This window comes from Stenotrophomonas sp. PA-6-5C (assembly GCF_021605635.1).
Taxonomy (GTDB): Bacteria; Pseudomonadota; Gammaproteobacteria; order Xanthomonadales; family Xanthomonadaceae; genus Stenotrophomonas; species Stenotrophomonas lactitubi.
In genome coordinates this window covers 45,228-61,924 of sequence record NZ_WKEE01000002.1, presented here as the reverse complement: position 1 = coordinate 61,924, position 16,697 = coordinate 45,228, and the positions used below count along the sequence as shown (strand labels likewise).

Genomic DNA, 16,697 nt, shown 5'->3' with positions numbered 1-16,697 from the left:
GTATCGTCATTGCCGCTTCGCTGCCGGGGTCGCCATGCGTGCGCGCTGTTCGGCCGTCAGCTCGCCCATGCCGACCACCTGCACCACGCTGTCCGGGTCGTAGCGGCCGTCATCGCGGGCGGGGCTGACACTGCTGGTGGCGTCGCCGAAGCCGAGCACCTGCACGCTGATGGTCGAGGGCTGGCTCTGATTGCCCTGCCGCTTGACCATGTCCTGCGCGGCCTGCACGGCACTGTTGGCCGCGGTACTGGCCGAGGTCAGGGCGCTGACATTCACCGCCGCCACCACCGGGATGCCGGCGGCCTTGCCCTGCACCTGGATGTTGTCGGCGTTGAGTACCTGCAGTGCCGCCAGATTGACGTTGCCCGACACGCGGATGCCGGCCTCGCCCGCATCGATGGTGCCCAGCGGTGCGATCAGGTCGATGTCGCCCGGCGGTATCTCGGCGATCGGATTGAGGGTGGCGATGCCAGCGCCGGTGTTGGGGGTATTGGGCGACAGCATGACGTTGCCGATGCTGTCGTAGACGCGCCGCTGCGGGGTGTACACCACGGTGGTCTTGCTGCCGCGGCCGGCATTGATGTCACCTTCGGCCGACCAGGCCAGGATGTTGCCGCCAAAGGTGGTGAAGATGCGGCTCTGACCCAGCAGCAGGCTGCCACGCGAATAGATGTTGATATCGCCTTCGCCCTGGGTGAGCACGCCCGAGCCGGCTCCTGGCAGGAAGCCGCCGTCCACGCCGACCAGGGTGCGCCCACCCGGTACCAGCAGGCTGATGTCGCCGCCGAAATCGGTGTGGATGCCGGCGTCGTTGACCACGTAGTACGCCGCATTGGACGCGCTGCGACCGGCGGCGATCCACTCCGCTTCGGTCAGGTAGGTGCGGCCCGGCAGCGGACGACGCGTGGCCGCCGTGCCACTGCCCGGTTCGTAGTACAGCGCGCTGCTGAACATGGTGAGATCGCCTTGGTAGGCGATGTCCGTACCGGCCGCGTGCCTGGCCGGCAACAGCGTGGCGATGGCTTGGCGGCCGCGCAGGTAGCTGCCTTCGCGCGGGCCATCCACGGCGGTGTACTCGCGGCCAGCCGCCTTCAGTTCGGCGTAGTACACATTGCGCAGGAAGGCGCTCTGCTGTTCGGCCGGCAGCGCGGCGAAGAATGCCTGCGCGTCCATGCTGGCCGCATCGAAGTGCAGTCCGCGACCGTTTGCGCCCGCATAACGCGTGGTGAGCCAGTTGACCAGGTGCAGCTGGCTTTCCTGCTTGAACTCGCGTGCCAGGTCGCGGTTGGGCGCGCTGCCGCCGCTGGTCGCAGCGGCAGTGCGGGCTTGGTCCAACGTTTGTTGCTGCTGGGCCAGGAACGCGGCAGCACCCACCTCATCGCCGCCGTAGCCGAATTCGGCCTGCAGCCATTGCGCCAGCGTGACCGCCCCGCCGTAGACGCGCGCCACCTTGCCGGCCTGATCGGCCAGCGACAGTGCCGCATCGGCCAGGTTGGCCGCGTCCAGGTATCGCGCAGCAAAGCCCGTCCAGTCCGCGCCATGCGCGCCCATGCCGGCCGAGGCGGCGATGCTGGCACCGCTGCTGCGATCGCCCGGGGCAACGTTGGCCACGGCTCCCAGGCTGCGCAGCTCGCCCTTGTCGGCCATGTACAGATCGCGCCCGGCGCTGACATCGAGCAGGCCGGGGCCGGCGATGTAGAAGGTGCTGAAGCGGATATCGCGGCCGGCCTGCACCACCGACACATCATCGGCACTGGTATGCACGATCAGGTTGCCGCGTGCGGTGGCATCGCCGATTGCGGTGGGCCGCGGTTCGGCCGAGAGATCGTTGCGGTTGGGGGTGCCCATCCAGCCGATCGAACCGTTGGTATTGCCGAACACGGGGCTCAGGTTGTCATAGGCGCCCAGCGGCGTACCCGAGTTGACGATATCGCGACCAGCGCGGATCGCCACCGCGCCGCCACCGTCGTACCAGGTGGTGGTGGTCGTGGTGACGCTGCCGTTGACGAGCTCGTTGTAGCGCGTATCGACCACGCTGCCGCTGCGCAGGCCGACCAGGTCACCGTGCACGGCGTAGTAGCGCGACGGCTGCTGGCCCACGTGCACGTAGCCGGAGGCGGTGGGCGGGGTGAAGACGAACAGCGGGTACAACTGTGAGCCGCCACTGGCATTGACGCCGTCCAGCAGCACGCTGGGCGCGAGCGCGCCGGGATTGACGTTGTGCAGGAACTGGCGGCCGTACCAGGTGGTCTGGCCCATGCCCACGAAACCGGGATTCCACGGCGACGGCAGCGCGGTGGGATCGGCACCGGAGGTATTGAAGCCGGTGCCGTTGGCGTAGATCGAACCGGTAGCCAGCAGCTCCAGCTGGCCGGTGCCGTGAGTGGCGAACTGCGGGCCCACCGGCGACGGCGCAAGTACCACGCCGGCCACGAAGTTCTCGTTGTTGGTGCCTTGGCCGCTGGCCACGCGGGCACTGCCGTAGTAGATGCTGCCGGCGGCGGCGGCCGCGCGCAGCACCGAGGGGTACACGTGGTTGCCGTCGGTGGCCTGCGCATCGGTACGCGCGCTGCGGTCCTGCATGGCCAGCGACGGGGTGAGGTTGCCGCCGGCCGCCATCAGGTCCACCGCGGTGGATGGGGTCCACAGCGAGAACCAGCTCCAGCCACCGTCCTGGTAGGCCGTGCCGCCCACGTTGAAGGGCGTGCCGTTGTTGTACTGGGCTACGCGGCCGGGGTCGGTGACGGTGCCCAGCACCAGGTCGCCACGCGCCTCCAGGCGGGCACCGGCATCGCCGAGTACCAGCACCGGGCCACCGGCTGCGGTAGCCGCCGTGGCCGTATACACGTCGTACGGACGCGATTCCTTGCTGTCCTGGCGGCTTCCATAGCGCAGTTCCACCCCGCCGACCGCACCCGCTTCCAGGCGCAGCGCGCCGCGCAGATTGGTGAAGCTGCCATTGAGCTCCAACCGCTGCCGGTCGTTGACGGTGATCAGGTTGGCTACCGGCGGCGTGTTGCTGCCGGTGAACGAGCGCAGTGACGGATCGGGGTTGAGGCCGCCACCGATGCGGATATCCAGATCGCCACCGCCGGTCTGCACCAGCGTGCCGTCGGCGGTGACGCGGCCGGTACTGGCCACGGCCAGGTTGAGCCCGGCGCTGCGCGCGATGAACGCCGCGCCGTGGTCGCCACGTCCCTGCAACATGCCGGCATTGCCGCGGGTATCGAGCAGCAGGTTGCCGCCGCCAAGCGTGCCGAAGCCGGTGAAGCCCACCAGCTGCGGCATGCCCACGAAGTTGTTGTAGTAGTTGTCGGCATCGGGCGCGGCCACGTAGGTGCCGAAGTTGATCCACCACGCGGTGGGCAGGCCCTCGGCACCGCGCTGCACGCTGCCAGTGCCCTGCCGCCACAACCAGTTGCCCACCGCTGCGCTGGTGCTCAGGCCCGGGGTGGCGATGCCGAGTGTTTCGCTGCGTTGCAGATTGTCGGAGCGCCCGATGCTGTCACCCAGCATGTTGCCGCCGGCGCGCAGCAGCAGGTTGCCGCCCGCTTCGGGGTACCAGGCCTGGTACAGGCTCTTGCTGCCGCCATCGACCAGCGATTCGAACACGCCGCCCTGGTCGCCCAGCACGCTGTTGCCGATCGGGTTGGTGCGGCTGGGCGTCATCACCGAGCGCGGCAGGTTGTACGGATCGTTGCCCGCGGCCGGCAGCGTCGCCGAAGGCGTACCGGCGGTGTACACGCCATACAGCGAGGTGGTGGCGATATCGCCGGCCGACACCAGGCGCAGGTCACCGGTACCGGTGCGCACCACGCTGGGCAACTGCTCACGGCCCGGCAGGGTCTTGTACTCGGTGTCCGGCGGAACCGCCGGCGAACCCACCGCCGCCAGGCCTTCGTAGCCGAGCTCGTTGAGGTTTTCCGGGCCGCTGTAGATCAGGCCAGAACCCATCAGTTCAGTGAGCTGGTCGTCGGTGAAGGCAGACCCGGAGGTCGGCACGAAACTGAGGATGTACTCACCGAAGAATGCGTTGATCATTTCCGCGAAGAGGTCGGAATCGCCCCAGACATACGTGGCCGGCGAACCGGTGCCGGGGATCTCGACCACCGCCCCGCCCTGGCCGTAGTGCGGATCGGACAGGCGCAGGCTGCCGGTGGCGGCCGGGGCCACGCTGAGGCGGTCGGCGGCCTGCAGATCAGCGCCGGCCACCAGGCTGATGTCCCACGACTGCGAGCCGGCGGCCAGCATCGGTGCCAGCGCCCAGATGCGGCCCTGGTTGCCGTCGGCATCGGTGGGCCGCAGGTTCACGGTGGTGGCACCACCGGGCAGCACCACCTCGGTGTCACTGGGGATGAGCGCACCCTTGGCCAGGCCCACGTCGGCCGCCAGCGTGACCAGATTGCCGAGCGGCGAGGCCGGCAGGGCCACGCCAGCCGGCCAGGTCATTGCGGCGATGCGGGCTTCCACCGGCAGGCGCAGGCCGGCCGACAGGCGCGCGCCCTGTGGCAGGATGACCGCATCGGCCAGCACGCTGCCCGCGGCGTACAGCAGCGCACCAGAGGCGTCGTGCACGGCCGCCCCCAGCACGGTGCCCTTGGCCAGCGGCAGCGGCAGCGCCAGGCTGGCCTCGGCCGGCAGCAGGGTGCCGGCCGCCATCGGCATCGCGGCAATCGGCAGGTCGTAGTTCAGCACCTTGCCGGAATTGAACACGGTGCCACTGGCCAGCGTCACCAGGCCGCCGTGCGGGACCACCACATCGCTGCCGAACAACTGGCGGCCAGCGGTGAGGTACCAGCCGCCATCATCGAAGGTACTGCCCAGGCGTCCGCCATCGAAGCCGTCGCTGATGCTGCCGAACACATCCAGGTCGCCCTGTGCGCGCAGCACCAGCGCACCGGCTTCACCGGAGCCGCGCACGCTGCTGCGCTGCGTGGTGGGATTGAGGCTGGCGTAGCGGTGCGCGGACAGGTCCAGGTCACCATCCACGTGCAGGTTGCCGTCAGGGTTGAGGGCAAGATTGGCGACCACTTCCACGCCGGGGCGCAGGTGGAACGCATCGCCATACGTGCGCAGGCCGGCCAAGCGGCCGTCGATCAGCGCACGGTTGCCCAGCGCGGCATCGATGAAGGCCGTGCTCTGCGCGTGCAGGCGATCCAGATAGGCCTGGTCGATGACCTGGTGACTTTCGCCGCTGGTGCTGGTTTCAGTGCCCACCGCCGCGCTGTTGTCGGTGATGAACGCATTGAGCTGGATGGCCTTGGCGCCGTCGATGCGGATCGCACCACTGGCGTCGATGGCCACATCGTTGCTTCCCACGCGCGGTGCATTCAATGCAACGGTGCCGTAGTCCCGGCTGCTGCCGTCCACGCGCAGATCCAGGTGGGCGCCGCCTGCGATGGCCAGCGTACCGCTGCCCGCGTCGATTTCGATGGTGGCGCGGTTGGGGGCTTCGATGGCCACGCCGTAGCTGTCGCGGCGCAGGGTGGTGGCGCTGGCGTCGAGCACCGCAGTGCTGCCCAGGCGAACCCCGTTACGGGCAGAGAGGCGGATGCTGCCCACCTGCTCACCGCTGGCGTCGATGGTGCCGTTGACGCTGAGCTGGCCGTTGTCCAGCGCGATGTCGACCTCGCGTGCCACTACCTCGTCACCGATCGCCAGATCGCCCTGGCCGATCCGGAAGCGGCGACCGCCGGTGATGCCGTCGCGGCTGAGTCGCATGTTGAGCCCGCTGAAATCGGCGATGGTCTGGCCGTGCAGGTCGATGCGGCCGGCGCTGTAGGGCACCTCGGTACCGCCGGCATCGTAGTGGCCGCTGCTGCTGCCGAGCAGACGCCCCGCCAGGTCGATGGCGCCCTGTGCAGCGCTCACGCCCAACGTACCGCCACGGTTGTTCTGTGCGGCCAGGTTGATCTGCGCGCCGGTGGCCTGCACCACATTGCCGCTGTCGCTATCGATGCGCACATCGCCGCCCCAGCTGTACTTGGCGGTGTCGAAGAAGTCGATGCGGCGACCGGCCAGGTCCAGCTGCGCGCCGTCGGCGAGGCGCACATCGCCCTGCGCAGACAGGCTCAGCTTGCCGCTGGGCAGCAGCACGGCGGTATCCAGCAGCAGGTTGCCGCCGCGGCTGTCGAGCGCGATCTCAGCGCCCAGCGCCGCAGCCAGCGTGGCGTTGTCCGGCGTGGCCGCCGCGCCGCTGCCGGTCACCTGCAGGTTGCCGCCGGCGCTGATCGTGTTGACCGAGCCGGCCGCGCCGGTCAGCAGCGGGGTACTGATGAACAGGTCGCCGCCGGTGCGTGCATACGCCTTGTCGGCAACATTCCAGGCGCCCTGCGTCTCGAACACCGCCAGGCTGCCCTTCTGGTTGGCGCTGACCTGCCTGCTGGCATTGAGACGCACGCTGGCAAAACCCAGCGCGAGGCGGTCCTGCGCACGCACGGTGTCCGGCTGGGTGCGCGGGCCGTAGCCGAAGACGATGTCACGCGCGTCCACCACCAGTTGTCCATGGCCGGTACCGGGGCCCTCGGCCACGATGCTGCCCGGCGGGGTCAGCGCACCGCTCCAGATCAGCGTATCGGTACGGATGCGGGCGACATCGCCGGCATCGCCATGGCCGTAGATGGCCGGAGTGCCCAGCACCAGCTGCTGCAGTGCGGATGTACCGGTGATCGGGTTGTAGGTGGACAGCGAGACATCGCCGTAGAAATTGACCGACTCGCGCGCGGTCAGCGACAGCGCTTCCAGCGCCGGTGCGCCCACGCTGGTATCGCCCAACAGAAGGCGGTCCAGCACGTCCTGGTTGAGGGTCATGCCGGCAGGCAGGGTGCCGCGCGCGGTGGCCTCGGCAATGGCCTGTGCGCTGCCGACGTTGATGCCGCCCACGGCCAGGGCCAGGTTGCGGGTGCCATAGCGCACCGCATCACCCAGTACGAAGCGGTTGTCCGTCGCGGTGGCAATGGTGCCTTCCGAGTACAGGCGGGTCTGGCCGCTGCAGGCGGTATCAGCCGCGCAGGCGCCAATCTCGATGCTGCCCGCGCCGTTGCCCTGGGTGTCGGGTGCTTCGGGGGCCAGCAGATTGATCTGGCCATTGGACACCGCCAGCAGCGCATTGCGCCCCGGCGAATAGATGTAGCCCTGGGTTGCGTCGTACGCTGCGGCGCCCTGCCCCAGCGTGTTGATACCAGCGCCCTGTTCCAGGGTGATGCCACCGGCCTGGCGGCCGGTCATCAGGAACACCTCGGCGGCCTGCAGCTGGGCACCGGCGCGCATCACGATGCTGTTGCTGATCGAGCCACCGTCCACGGTGATCACGTTGGCCGACTGCAGCGAGCCGGTGCCGGGGTTGGCATAGGTGCTGCGCAGCTGGCCCCCGATCTCCAGGCGCGCCGCACCGACCCGGTTCAATTCACTGGCGTGCACCGACACGCCGTTGAAGCCTTCGGTGGCGTGCATGCCATCGGCAAGGATTTCGTAGTTGGACGAATTGTTGAGCCGCGCCACCGAGCCCGTGCCGCCGGTGGCCGCAGCCTCCAGCACGTTCGCGTGGAACTGCAGCGCCGGCAGATCCACCGCACCGGCCAGGCTGGGCTGGGTAACGTTGAAGGTGACTGCCTTGGCGTCACGTTCCAGTAGCGGGCGCGGTGCGCCTTCGCGCGCGGCCTGCTGCAGGGCGAAGGTGGCGTAGCTGGTTTCGTTGTACTGCGAGTAGCTGCGCAGTGTGTCGGCCGCGGTGACCACCATCTGGGTCGGCAGGACATCCAGGCTGCCGGTGTTGGCGATGCCCAGTCGTCCCGAGGTGCTCCAGGAACCGTTGCGCAGCGCCTGGGTGGTTCCAAATGCGGTACCGCTGCCGGCCAGGCCATTGAGTTCCACGCGGAAGGCGCCGGGCAGCAACGCGTAGGTGGACGGCAACAGCGTATAGGTGCCGGCCGGCAGCCCGGGCACGCCGGCGCCCACAGTGATCTGGCGGCCGATGGTCGGGTCACCGGCGCCGCGTTCGCCGCCCACAGGGGCCTGCCCGGCCTGCACGCCGGGCACGATGGCGTAGACCATGTTGGTGGACAGGCCTGGCAGGGTGAATCCGTTCGGCCCCATCTGCACCAACGGATGCAGGCGCGCATCGGTGGAGCCGCCGCGGCCGGACAGGAACGCCGCACCGGTCAGTTCGCCGCCACCGGACAGGTCCAGCACCGCGCCGTCCTGCGCGTTCACCGCGTGCGCCCTGAACTCCACCTTCGGTTCGCTGCCGACGCCGCGGTAGTCCACGGCCGCGCCGTTGTAGTTGTAGGACAACCCGTCCACGGTGCCGCCATAGGGCATCACCAGGCCGTTGGCACTGACCGAGGTGACGCTGCCCGGTAGCAGGTTGACCACGCTGGTATAGCCGCTGCCATCGGCGCGGCCCAGGGTGATGTTGCCCAGCGGCGCACGCAGAACACCGCCCTGGTTGAGGGTGGATGCAGCGAACGTCATGTTGCCGAACACGCTGTAGGGCTGCGCCGGCAAGGCGGTGCCGACGCGTTGGATGTCCAGTACGCGGTCGGGATCGAAGTCGGTAGTCAACGCACCCCACTGGTTCACCATGCTGCGCAGACCAACGGTGACGTTGCCGCTGCCGTAGATCTGCGCGGCGGCCAGCGTGGTGTCGCCGGGCGAGTACAGATCGGCACCGCGCAGGCGCAGGTCGCCCTGGCTTTCGATGCGCACGCTGCCGAACGCATCGCGGGTGACCACCAGCGGATTGACCGCGTTCTGCACGATCTCGCCATTGGCACCGAAGCCGACCATGCCCACCACGTCGACCAGGTTGCCGGCCAGGGTGATGGCGGCCGACTCGGCCAGCGGCGCCACACCCAGCGAACCCGCGGCAGGGCTGAGGTTGCGCGAACCGGTAACCGGATTGGGCATCAGCGTGTTGTCTAGCTGGCCCCGCGCCGCGCCCGACAAACGCAGGTACGGCGCGTTGAGCTGCACGTGGCTGTCGCGTGCGGCAGTGCTGGACAGGCCCAGCGCGCTGGCGGTGAGGTACAACGCCTGGCGCATGTTCAGACTGACGTCGCCGTCGAAGTCGAGCAGGCCGTTGACGTACAGCGAGGCGGTATCGAAGCCACCGGCCCGGATCGCATCCACACCGTAGCGGGCGTGGCCGTAGGCCAGAGTCGGGTCGGCCTGGCCGGCCACCACGTCCGCGCCCAGCCCGCTGCCGCCGTAGGTCTGTTCAATCACCAGCTCGCGCGGGATGCGTACGCCGTCATCCACTTCGGCGCCCTTGCTGGTCCAGCGGTCCACCTGCGCATACACCGGGGTTTCCAGGTTCAGCGCCAGGGTGCCGCCGCGGGCGCCAGCGCCGCCGGCGGCCGCGCGCAGCTGCCCGTCCACGAACAGGCCGTTGCTGGCGCTCAGCGCGATCACGCCGCCGTTGCTGGCCACCGTGGTGGTGCCCACGCCCGGCAGGTCCAGCACCGCCTGCGCGCCGGAGGCCTCCAGGCGGGCGCCCTCGCGGACCACCACGAAGGCATCGATGGCCTGGATATCGCGCGACTCCAGATCATGGCGTGCGCCAATCTCCAGCGTGCCGCCGTCCAGCACCTGACCGTGGCGGCCACCGTTGGCAGCCACGCCGGTGTACGCCGCACCGGACACGTCCAGCACGGCCTGTTCGCCGATCCAGATCGAGCGCGCGTTGGGCATACCGTTCGGACGGTTGAGCAGGTTGCCCTCGCCCAGGTCGCCACCAAGCACGCTGATGCGGCCACCGTGCGCCTGCAAGGTGCCGCCCAGGGTGATCTGGGCATTGCCGGTCAGGGTGATCGATTGGCTCGGGTCCACGGCAATGTGGCTGCCCTTGCCCAGGATCAGGTCGGCTGCGTTCTGCGCCGTGCCGGCGGTCAACGCCAGCCCCGCGCCCTTGCGCAGGGTGACCTTGCCGGTGGCCGGCTGCTCCTGCTGCAAGGGCGGCAGCCACAGCGACAGCGCGCCCTCGGGGTCTTCACCGCTGGCCAATGCGCGCGCGGCCGCCATGTCCACCTGCAGCAGCGGCATCGCCACGTCCAGGCGCGCGCCATCGACAACGGTGATGCCATCGCGGCTGGCCACGTTGTAGTTGTTGAAGCCTGATTGGAACAGGTTGCCATCCAGCGCAAGGAACGACTGCACCGGCACCTCGCGCTGCCAGATGGTACCCACCGGAATCCGCGTGCCACCCGGCACGGTGATCGCGCCGGTGGCGATGCTGCCGGCGGTGTAACGCGAGGTCTGCGCTGGAATCGGCAGGCCATTGGGGAAGACGGCGGCCGGCAGCACGTAGCCGGCCGGCAGATCGGTGATGGTCCACAGCGTGCTGCCGGCCGGCAGCACCTGCCCGGCCGAGATCACCGCGCCGTTGTTGGCAAGCTGGACGGTGGCCGGCAACAGCCACGGCGCCTGGGTGGTGACCGGCTTGGAGCTGCTCACCTCCGGGCGTACGGTCACCGGCATCGGCTTGCCACCGGCCACATGGGTGACGGTGACCGAGAAGCTCAACGGAATCACATCGCCCGGCTGCAGCACGACATCGGCGGCCAGACGCACCGGCAGGGTGCTGGCCTGGCCAGCGGCCAGGTGTTCGACCGCGTCGGGCAGGTCGCCGCCGATGCTGATCAGCGTGCCGTTCTCGATGTTGAGCGCGCCGCCGCCTTTCACGCCATGCGCGCGCAGGCGGCCATCCAGCGAGAGCACGCCGCTGCCCATGTTCTGCCCGGCCGCCAGGGTGACGCTGCCGCCCTTGCCGCCGCGCACCTCGCCCTCGGCATCCACGGCCGCGCCGGAGGACACATCGATCAGGCTGTCCCTGCCCAACTGCACGTTGCCGGTGCTGCGCACGGACACGTTGCCGCCATCGACGTACGGCAGCCCGGCGATGGACGCCGGGTCCTGCCACTGGTTGGTCCACATGCCGCGCGCATCCAGGGTGACGCCATCGCCGACGATGACCTGGTGCACAGCGTCAGTGCCGGGACGGATGCTGATCGGCAGGTCCAGCCACGCGGTGCTCGAAGCCGGGCGCTGCACCACCATGTCGCCCAGGGCGATGCTGCCGCCGCGCGCGCTCAAGTTGGCGTTGATGCCAACGTCGCTGGCATGCAGGGCGATGCTGCCGCCGTGGGCCACGTTCAGCGCCTGGTCCACGCGGATGCCGCTGTGTGCGTACACCTCGATACCGCCAAAGGCCTGGGCGTTGAGCCAGGCTGCGTCCAGCCCGAGGGTGCCGGCATTGCCACCAGCGGCACCGTTGTCGATCACGACCTGCTCCACCACCGGGGCCGGGCTGTAGCGCTGCTGGCCGGTGTCCTTGTTGTAATAGGGCAGGTAGCTGCCCACCACCAGCTGGCCCTGCCGGGCAACGGCGGTCTGCGCCTGCTGGTAGCCATCCAGCACAGCGTCGCGGGCGCGTTGCTGGCGGTCGCCCTGGAAGGTGGTGGTGTCCACCGTGCCCTCCAGCTGCGCATCGTGCGTGGCCACGATCAGGCGCCCCGCATCGCGACCCACGGTGTAGCCGTTCTCCAGCCTGCGTTGCGGCGCGATCAGCGGGTTGTAGTAGTAGTCGGTGCTGCCCCAGCGCGCGTGGGTACTTTCAAAGCCACGGTACAGGCCACTGTAGAGAAGATCGCCGGGGGCGGTGGAGGCGTTGTACAGCTGCCCGTCGGCGCCCTTGAGATGGGTCTGGTTGACATAGCCGGTCTGCACGTCCAGCGCACCACCGGACAGGTTGATGCTGGAGCCGCGCACGGTGGCGAGGTTGCCACCGCTGAACTGCACCGTGCCGCCCTGCGCCGACCACTCGCCGATGCCATGCCCGGTGACCCCCAGATAGCCGCCCACTTCAAGCAGGCCACCAGCGGTGTACCAGCGGTCGGTCTCGTAGCCATTGGTGCCGGCTGGCACCAGCACCAGGTCGCGGCGGTCCAGCCAGATGTTCTTGCTGTTGAGGTTCTTTTCATCGCGGTTGAGCGGCGCGTCGCGCTGCTCGTTGCCTTGCACGTTGATCTGGACGTTGTTGGCTTCCATGGCGATCTTGACGCCCACGTAGCCGGCCACGTCGATACGCGCGCCCGCGCCCACCGTGCTGCTGCCCGCCGCATCGACGAACACCTGACCGCCGGTGGCCAGGGTCAGACTGCCGGCGTCGAAGTCGACCTTGCCACCGCTTCTGATCTGCACCAGCGACTGGTCGCGCCGATGGGCGATGCCATCGCCGATCTTGTCCGAGTCGCGTACCAGCGTTTCGCGCTGCACATCCAGTGCAGTGGTGGCGCTGTCATCGAGGATGATCGCCGTGGTGCTGCCCTCGCCCAGGGTCACCTGGCCGGTGGCATCGCTGGCCGCGGTCTGCAGATGCACGGTGCCACGCGTGTGCACCGAGGTGGTTGCCAACAACGTGCCCTGCTGGCGCACGTCGTGGCCGGCCAGGGTGATATCGCCGGTGCTGGCCTGCACCAGGCCAGTGTTGGTGACCACGCCAGCAGCCGCATCGGCCACCTTGCCGGCGGCGAGCGGCGCGTGCAGCACGGTCACTTCGTTGCCACGCGTGGTCGAGGCCTGGTTCTGGTCGGTGCCCATGCCCTTGCGGATCACGAACGCATCGCCCGCGGCCAGCGTCGTCTGCCCGTTGGCAGTGGTGATCTGGCCATGGTTGCTGACCTGGCGCCCAAGCAGCAGCACGTAGCCACCGCCTTCGGTCACCGTAGACGGGTTGTGCGTGGTGATCTGCGCACCGCGCTCGACCACCACGTCGCCGGTTGCCGCAGCATGCGCGAAGCTGTTGGCGGTGGTGGTCAGGTCATTGCCGAACGTAGGCACGAAGCCGCTGCCCTGCGCGTCGCTGTACAGACCTTTGCGGAACTGCGCGTCACTGATGTTGACCGCCGACGCAGCCAGGTTCTTGACGTTGACCTGGCTGCTGCCGTCGAACACCACACCGTTGCGGTTGACCAGCATCACCGTGCCTTGGCCCTGGATGCGGCCGAGGATCTGCGACGGGCGTGCTGATGGATCGTTGATGCGGTTGAGCAGCGACCAGCCGGCCTGCTGGTCGAAATCGACCACGGTGTTGCGGCCGACGTTGAAGGTTTCCCAGTTGAGGATGGCCTTGTCGGCGGTCTGCGCGATGCTGACCGTGGTGGTGCCGTCCTTGCTGCTCTGCACCGGCCCACTGGCGTTGAACCAGCCCTTGGTCAGCGCATCGTCATCGATCTTCAGGCCACCGTCGCCAAGGCCATCGCGCACCACGCTGCCGCGCAGCCGTGCCGCATCGCGCGCGCTCTGCTGCAGGCGCTGCTGCATGGCGATCGCCTGCGCGGCGGTGCCTAGATTGTCCAGCGAGGTCTGCAGCGTCTCGCGCGCCTTCTGTGCCTGCGCGTCGGTGCGCACCAGATTGGACGGCATGCCGTTGGGCAGGCGCCCGCTCTGCGCCGCGTTCTGTTGCTGCACACCCTTGTTGGCAAACCAGGCCGGGCTGAACGCCTGCTGCGCGGCAGCGCCGCCCACCATGCCGCCGGCCATCAGCAACAGGGTGATGGCCTGCGCCAGCGGCTGTACCTGCAACGACGTTGCCATCGCACGCACACCCGAGTCGTTCTGCTGCTTCACCATCACCGTCACCCGTCGCAAGATCGTTCGCTGATAAGGGCAAGCGCCTGTTGCCGCCGTGCAGCACTGCTGCGTCCCTGCCATCGGGACGCAGCGTGACCGCGACGTGCGTTGCGCTTGTTACGGTGGATAAGACCGGGCGAGGTGGCAGCGACTGAACCGCTGCAACAAAAATTTCATCTGCAGATGACGTGCCGTCGATAAACGCTGCGGATGTCATCGCAACGTCATGCATGCGTGTTTTCATCGCGCGCCCGCGCGGCTGGAATGCTCAGCCCAGCAGCACCACGTCGCCGGGCATGCTGACAACGCGTGCGCCGTAGGCATCGCGTACCAGGTCGATGAAGGTATCGATGCGTTGCAACGAAATACGGGCCTGCACCCGGCGCTGCGACAACGCACTGTCTGCGATGACGATGCGCCCGGTGCGGTAGCGGTTGATCTCTTCAACCACCTCCGACAGCGGCTGGTCGTCGAACATCAACCAGCCGTGTCGCCACGCATCGACGCGCTCGGTCGGCACCTGCCCTACCGAAGCAATGCGTGCGCCATCCAGTCGTGCCTGCCAGCCCTGCTGCAGTGCCACCGTCCGCGCGCCACGAACAAGCGCGGCAGCGCCAGCCAGGCAGGTCACCCGCACATCCATGCCCACGCAGCGCACGTTCACCCGCGCGCCCGGGTCCAGCATCACCCGCGCGCCCTCCACCTGGATCTCGAAACCGCGCCGTGCCCACGCGGGCAGCGCGAATTGCGCCTCGCCCTGGCTCAACTGCAGGCCGCGCACGTGGTCATCGGACCGTCGCAGACGGGTACGTGTCCCCATCGCCACCGTCACACCCTGGATCTCCAGCTCGCGGCGCTCGCCGGTGGCGGTGCGGTAGTCCGCGCCCAGTGCACCCAGCTCCGGCCACAGGCCCAGCGGCGAACTGGCCGCGAGCCAGCAGCCACCGGCCGCCGCCGCGACTGCGCCGCCCAGGAATGCCCTGCGCCCCATCCGTGTGCGGCTGCGTGGCCGAGCATGGCCGTCGGCGTGGGTCGCTGGCGGCAGGCTTGCAACCGGCGGCACCACATCGGTCGCAGGCGTCTGTTCTGCCTGCGCGCCCCCGGCCTGCAGCGCCGGACCCAGTGCCTTCCACAGCGCACGTGCCTGTGCAAATGCAGCCGCGTGGCGCGGGTCGAGCCCGCGCCACCGTCGGAAGGCATCGGCATCGGCTTCGCTGACAGCCGCGCCATGCAGGCGCAGCAGCCAGTCCTGTGCCTGTTGTTGTACGTCTGCCGGCAGTGCGGAGGCCACGTTCGTCTTCATATCAGTCATGACGGTTTTCCGGCGCCGGGACCGAACCGCTGCACCAACGGGCGGTCCAGCCGGCCCGCGCAGTGCTGCAGGGCCTTCTTCAGCTCCTTGCCGATCATCCGCGCCGATACCCCGTGCTGCAGGGCAATGGTCTCGATCGGCAGCTGCTCGATGCGCGCTGCCACCAGGATGGCGCGCTGGCGCTCGGGCAGCTCGCGCAGGGCCAGCTCCAGCTGCGCCATTTCCACCTGGCCGAACGTCACCGTGGCCGGATCCAGATGGTCGGCAGTCTCGTCCATCAGCGCATCCAGCTCGGTGCCGGTCAGCATCCGTGCGTGGGCTTGGCGCTGGTCGCTGGCGGCGTTGATCGACATGCGGAACAGATAGGCCACCGGACTGCGCTGCGGCACGATGTTGCCCATCCGCTCGACACGCAGCCAGGTCTCCTGCAACGCATCCAGCGCCAGATCATCAGAGCCCAGGCGGCGGCGCAGGCGCTTGCGGAAGGCTTCGTAGTGGTCGAGGAACAATCCCCGAAGTGCGGTCATCGTGCGCCCCTGCACGGCGGCGTGCGGCCCGCAGCGTGTGGCAGCAACAGCAGCGTCACCGGTTGCGGCAGGTCCACCGGCAGCCCTGGCATGGCCAGGTCATCCAATCGCCTGAGAATCGCCGCATCGCGACGTGGGTCGCCGCTGCTTTCCAGCACGTCGGCACGGCCCACCCGATGGCTGGCAGGGTCCACCCATAGTTGCAGTGCGACCCGATAACTGCCCGGCCGCGTCGCGCGCGCGCCGCACAGCGCTGCCTCCAGCGATTGCTGGATGACCCAAGCGGCACGGTGCTGGGGCGCAGCAGAAGCTGTTGCAGAGCGCGTGCCGGCATTCGCCGGGGCGGTGTCACCGGGTGGGGGGATCTCACCGGCTACCAGCGTGAACCCGCCGCCGTCGACAAAGCGTGGCGCCAAGCCCGTACCCCGCAGCAGCATCTGCAACGCCGGCAATGGCGCATGGCGTCCACTGACCGCCGTCGAGCGCAGACCGCCCAACATGCGGGCATCAATCAGTACCGCCACCCCTGTGGTCTCCCCATACAACTGCAACGCCTGTGGCAACGGTTGGGCTGGAATGTCGAACAGGTGGGTTGTCCCGTCGGGCGCAGCGCCCGCGCCGGCCCAGGCCAGCAGTGTCGGCGCCAGCATCCATGCGATGCACAACAGCCAGGCAACGCTGCGGATGCAGCGATTACGCCTTTCCGCCCGCATTGCCGGCCCCCCGTCCTGCGCTCCGGTGTCATCAAACTGCATGCAAGACACGCCAGCATCACAACGCCAAGCCGGTCACGTTAGGTCGGCTTCATTGCAGGATGGTGACACCCATGCATCCCTTCCGCTGGCTTGTTACAGGCATCTTTCTGCTGCTGCCGCCACACGCGTGGGGCGGACAGGCAAAGGCTGCGCCCGCGCTCACGCCCGCCGATGCTGCCTGCATCGAGCTGGAGGTCAATGGCGAACGCATTCCCGACTACGTCTGCATGAGCGAACGGTTGACGCCGCCGTCGCGCAAACCCGTGCCTGAGATACCGGCGTCCGAACAGCGGGTGCGGCAGGCTCCTACTGCGCTCGGCCTGGCCCATCGGGCTGCCACCCAGCAGAGGATGGGGAACAGCTTTGGAATTTCCACGCGGCCTCAGCGGCCGATGGCACCGCCTCCAGCACCGCCGACAACGCGGCCGTGAGGCGGGGAATGCGGTATCGCTGCCGGACGGAATGCTGACATCA

General features: G+C 68.8%; 5 protein-coding genes. 1 reads left to right on the top strand and 4 read right to left on the bottom strand.

All coding sequences use genetic code 11. From position 1 onward, the window contains the following. Positions 1 to 6: 6 nt before the first annotated feature. The 4 genes from GIW57_RS01000 to GIW57_RS00985 all read right to left on the bottom strand — a co-directional run bounded on the left by GIW57_RS01000 (position 7) and on the right by GIW57_RS00985 (position 16,118). Complete coding sequence (locus tag GIW57_RS01000) at positions 7 to 13,629, bottom strand: filamentous haemagglutinin family protein (RefSeq protein ID WP_236508906.1); 13,623 nt, start codon at positions 13,627 to 13,629, stop codon at positions 7 to 9. Positions 13,630 to 13,897: 268 nt separating this feature from the next. Next, complete coding sequence (locus GIW57_RS00995) at positions 13,898 to 14,941, bottom strand: DUF4880 domain-containing protein (protein WP_236508905.1); 1,044 nt, start codon at positions 14,939 to 14,941, stop codon at positions 13,898 to 13,900. Further along, positions 14,938 to 15,468 (bottom strand): sigma-70 family RNA polymerase sigma factor, encoded by a 531-nt coding sequence (locus GIW57_RS00990; RefSeq protein WP_176022236.1) that lies wholly within the window; start codon positions 15,466 to 15,468, stop codon positions 14,938 to 14,940. The genes GIW57_RS00995 and GIW57_RS00990 overlap by 4 nt, the downstream gene beginning before the upstream one ends. Further along, a complete protein-coding gene (locus GIW57_RS00985) occupies positions 15,465 to 16,118 on the bottom strand; it encodes an STN domain-containing protein (protein ID WP_236508904.1) in 654 nt (217 codons plus the stop codon). Before GIW57_RS00985 ends, GIW57_RS00990 begins: the two co-directional genes overlap by 4 nt. A gap of 176 nt (positions 16,119 to 16,294) precedes the next feature. Here GIW57_RS00985 and GIW57_RS00980 point away from each other — a divergent pair, with 176 nt between their 5' ends. After that, the gene (locus GIW57_RS00980) at positions 16,295 to 16,654 is read left to right on the top strand and encodes a hypothetical protein (RefSeq protein ID WP_236508903.1); all 360 of its coding nucleotides are present in this window, start codon (positions 16,295 to 16,297) and stop codon (positions 16,652 to 16,654) included. Positions 16,655 to 16,697 lie beyond the last annotated feature (43 nt).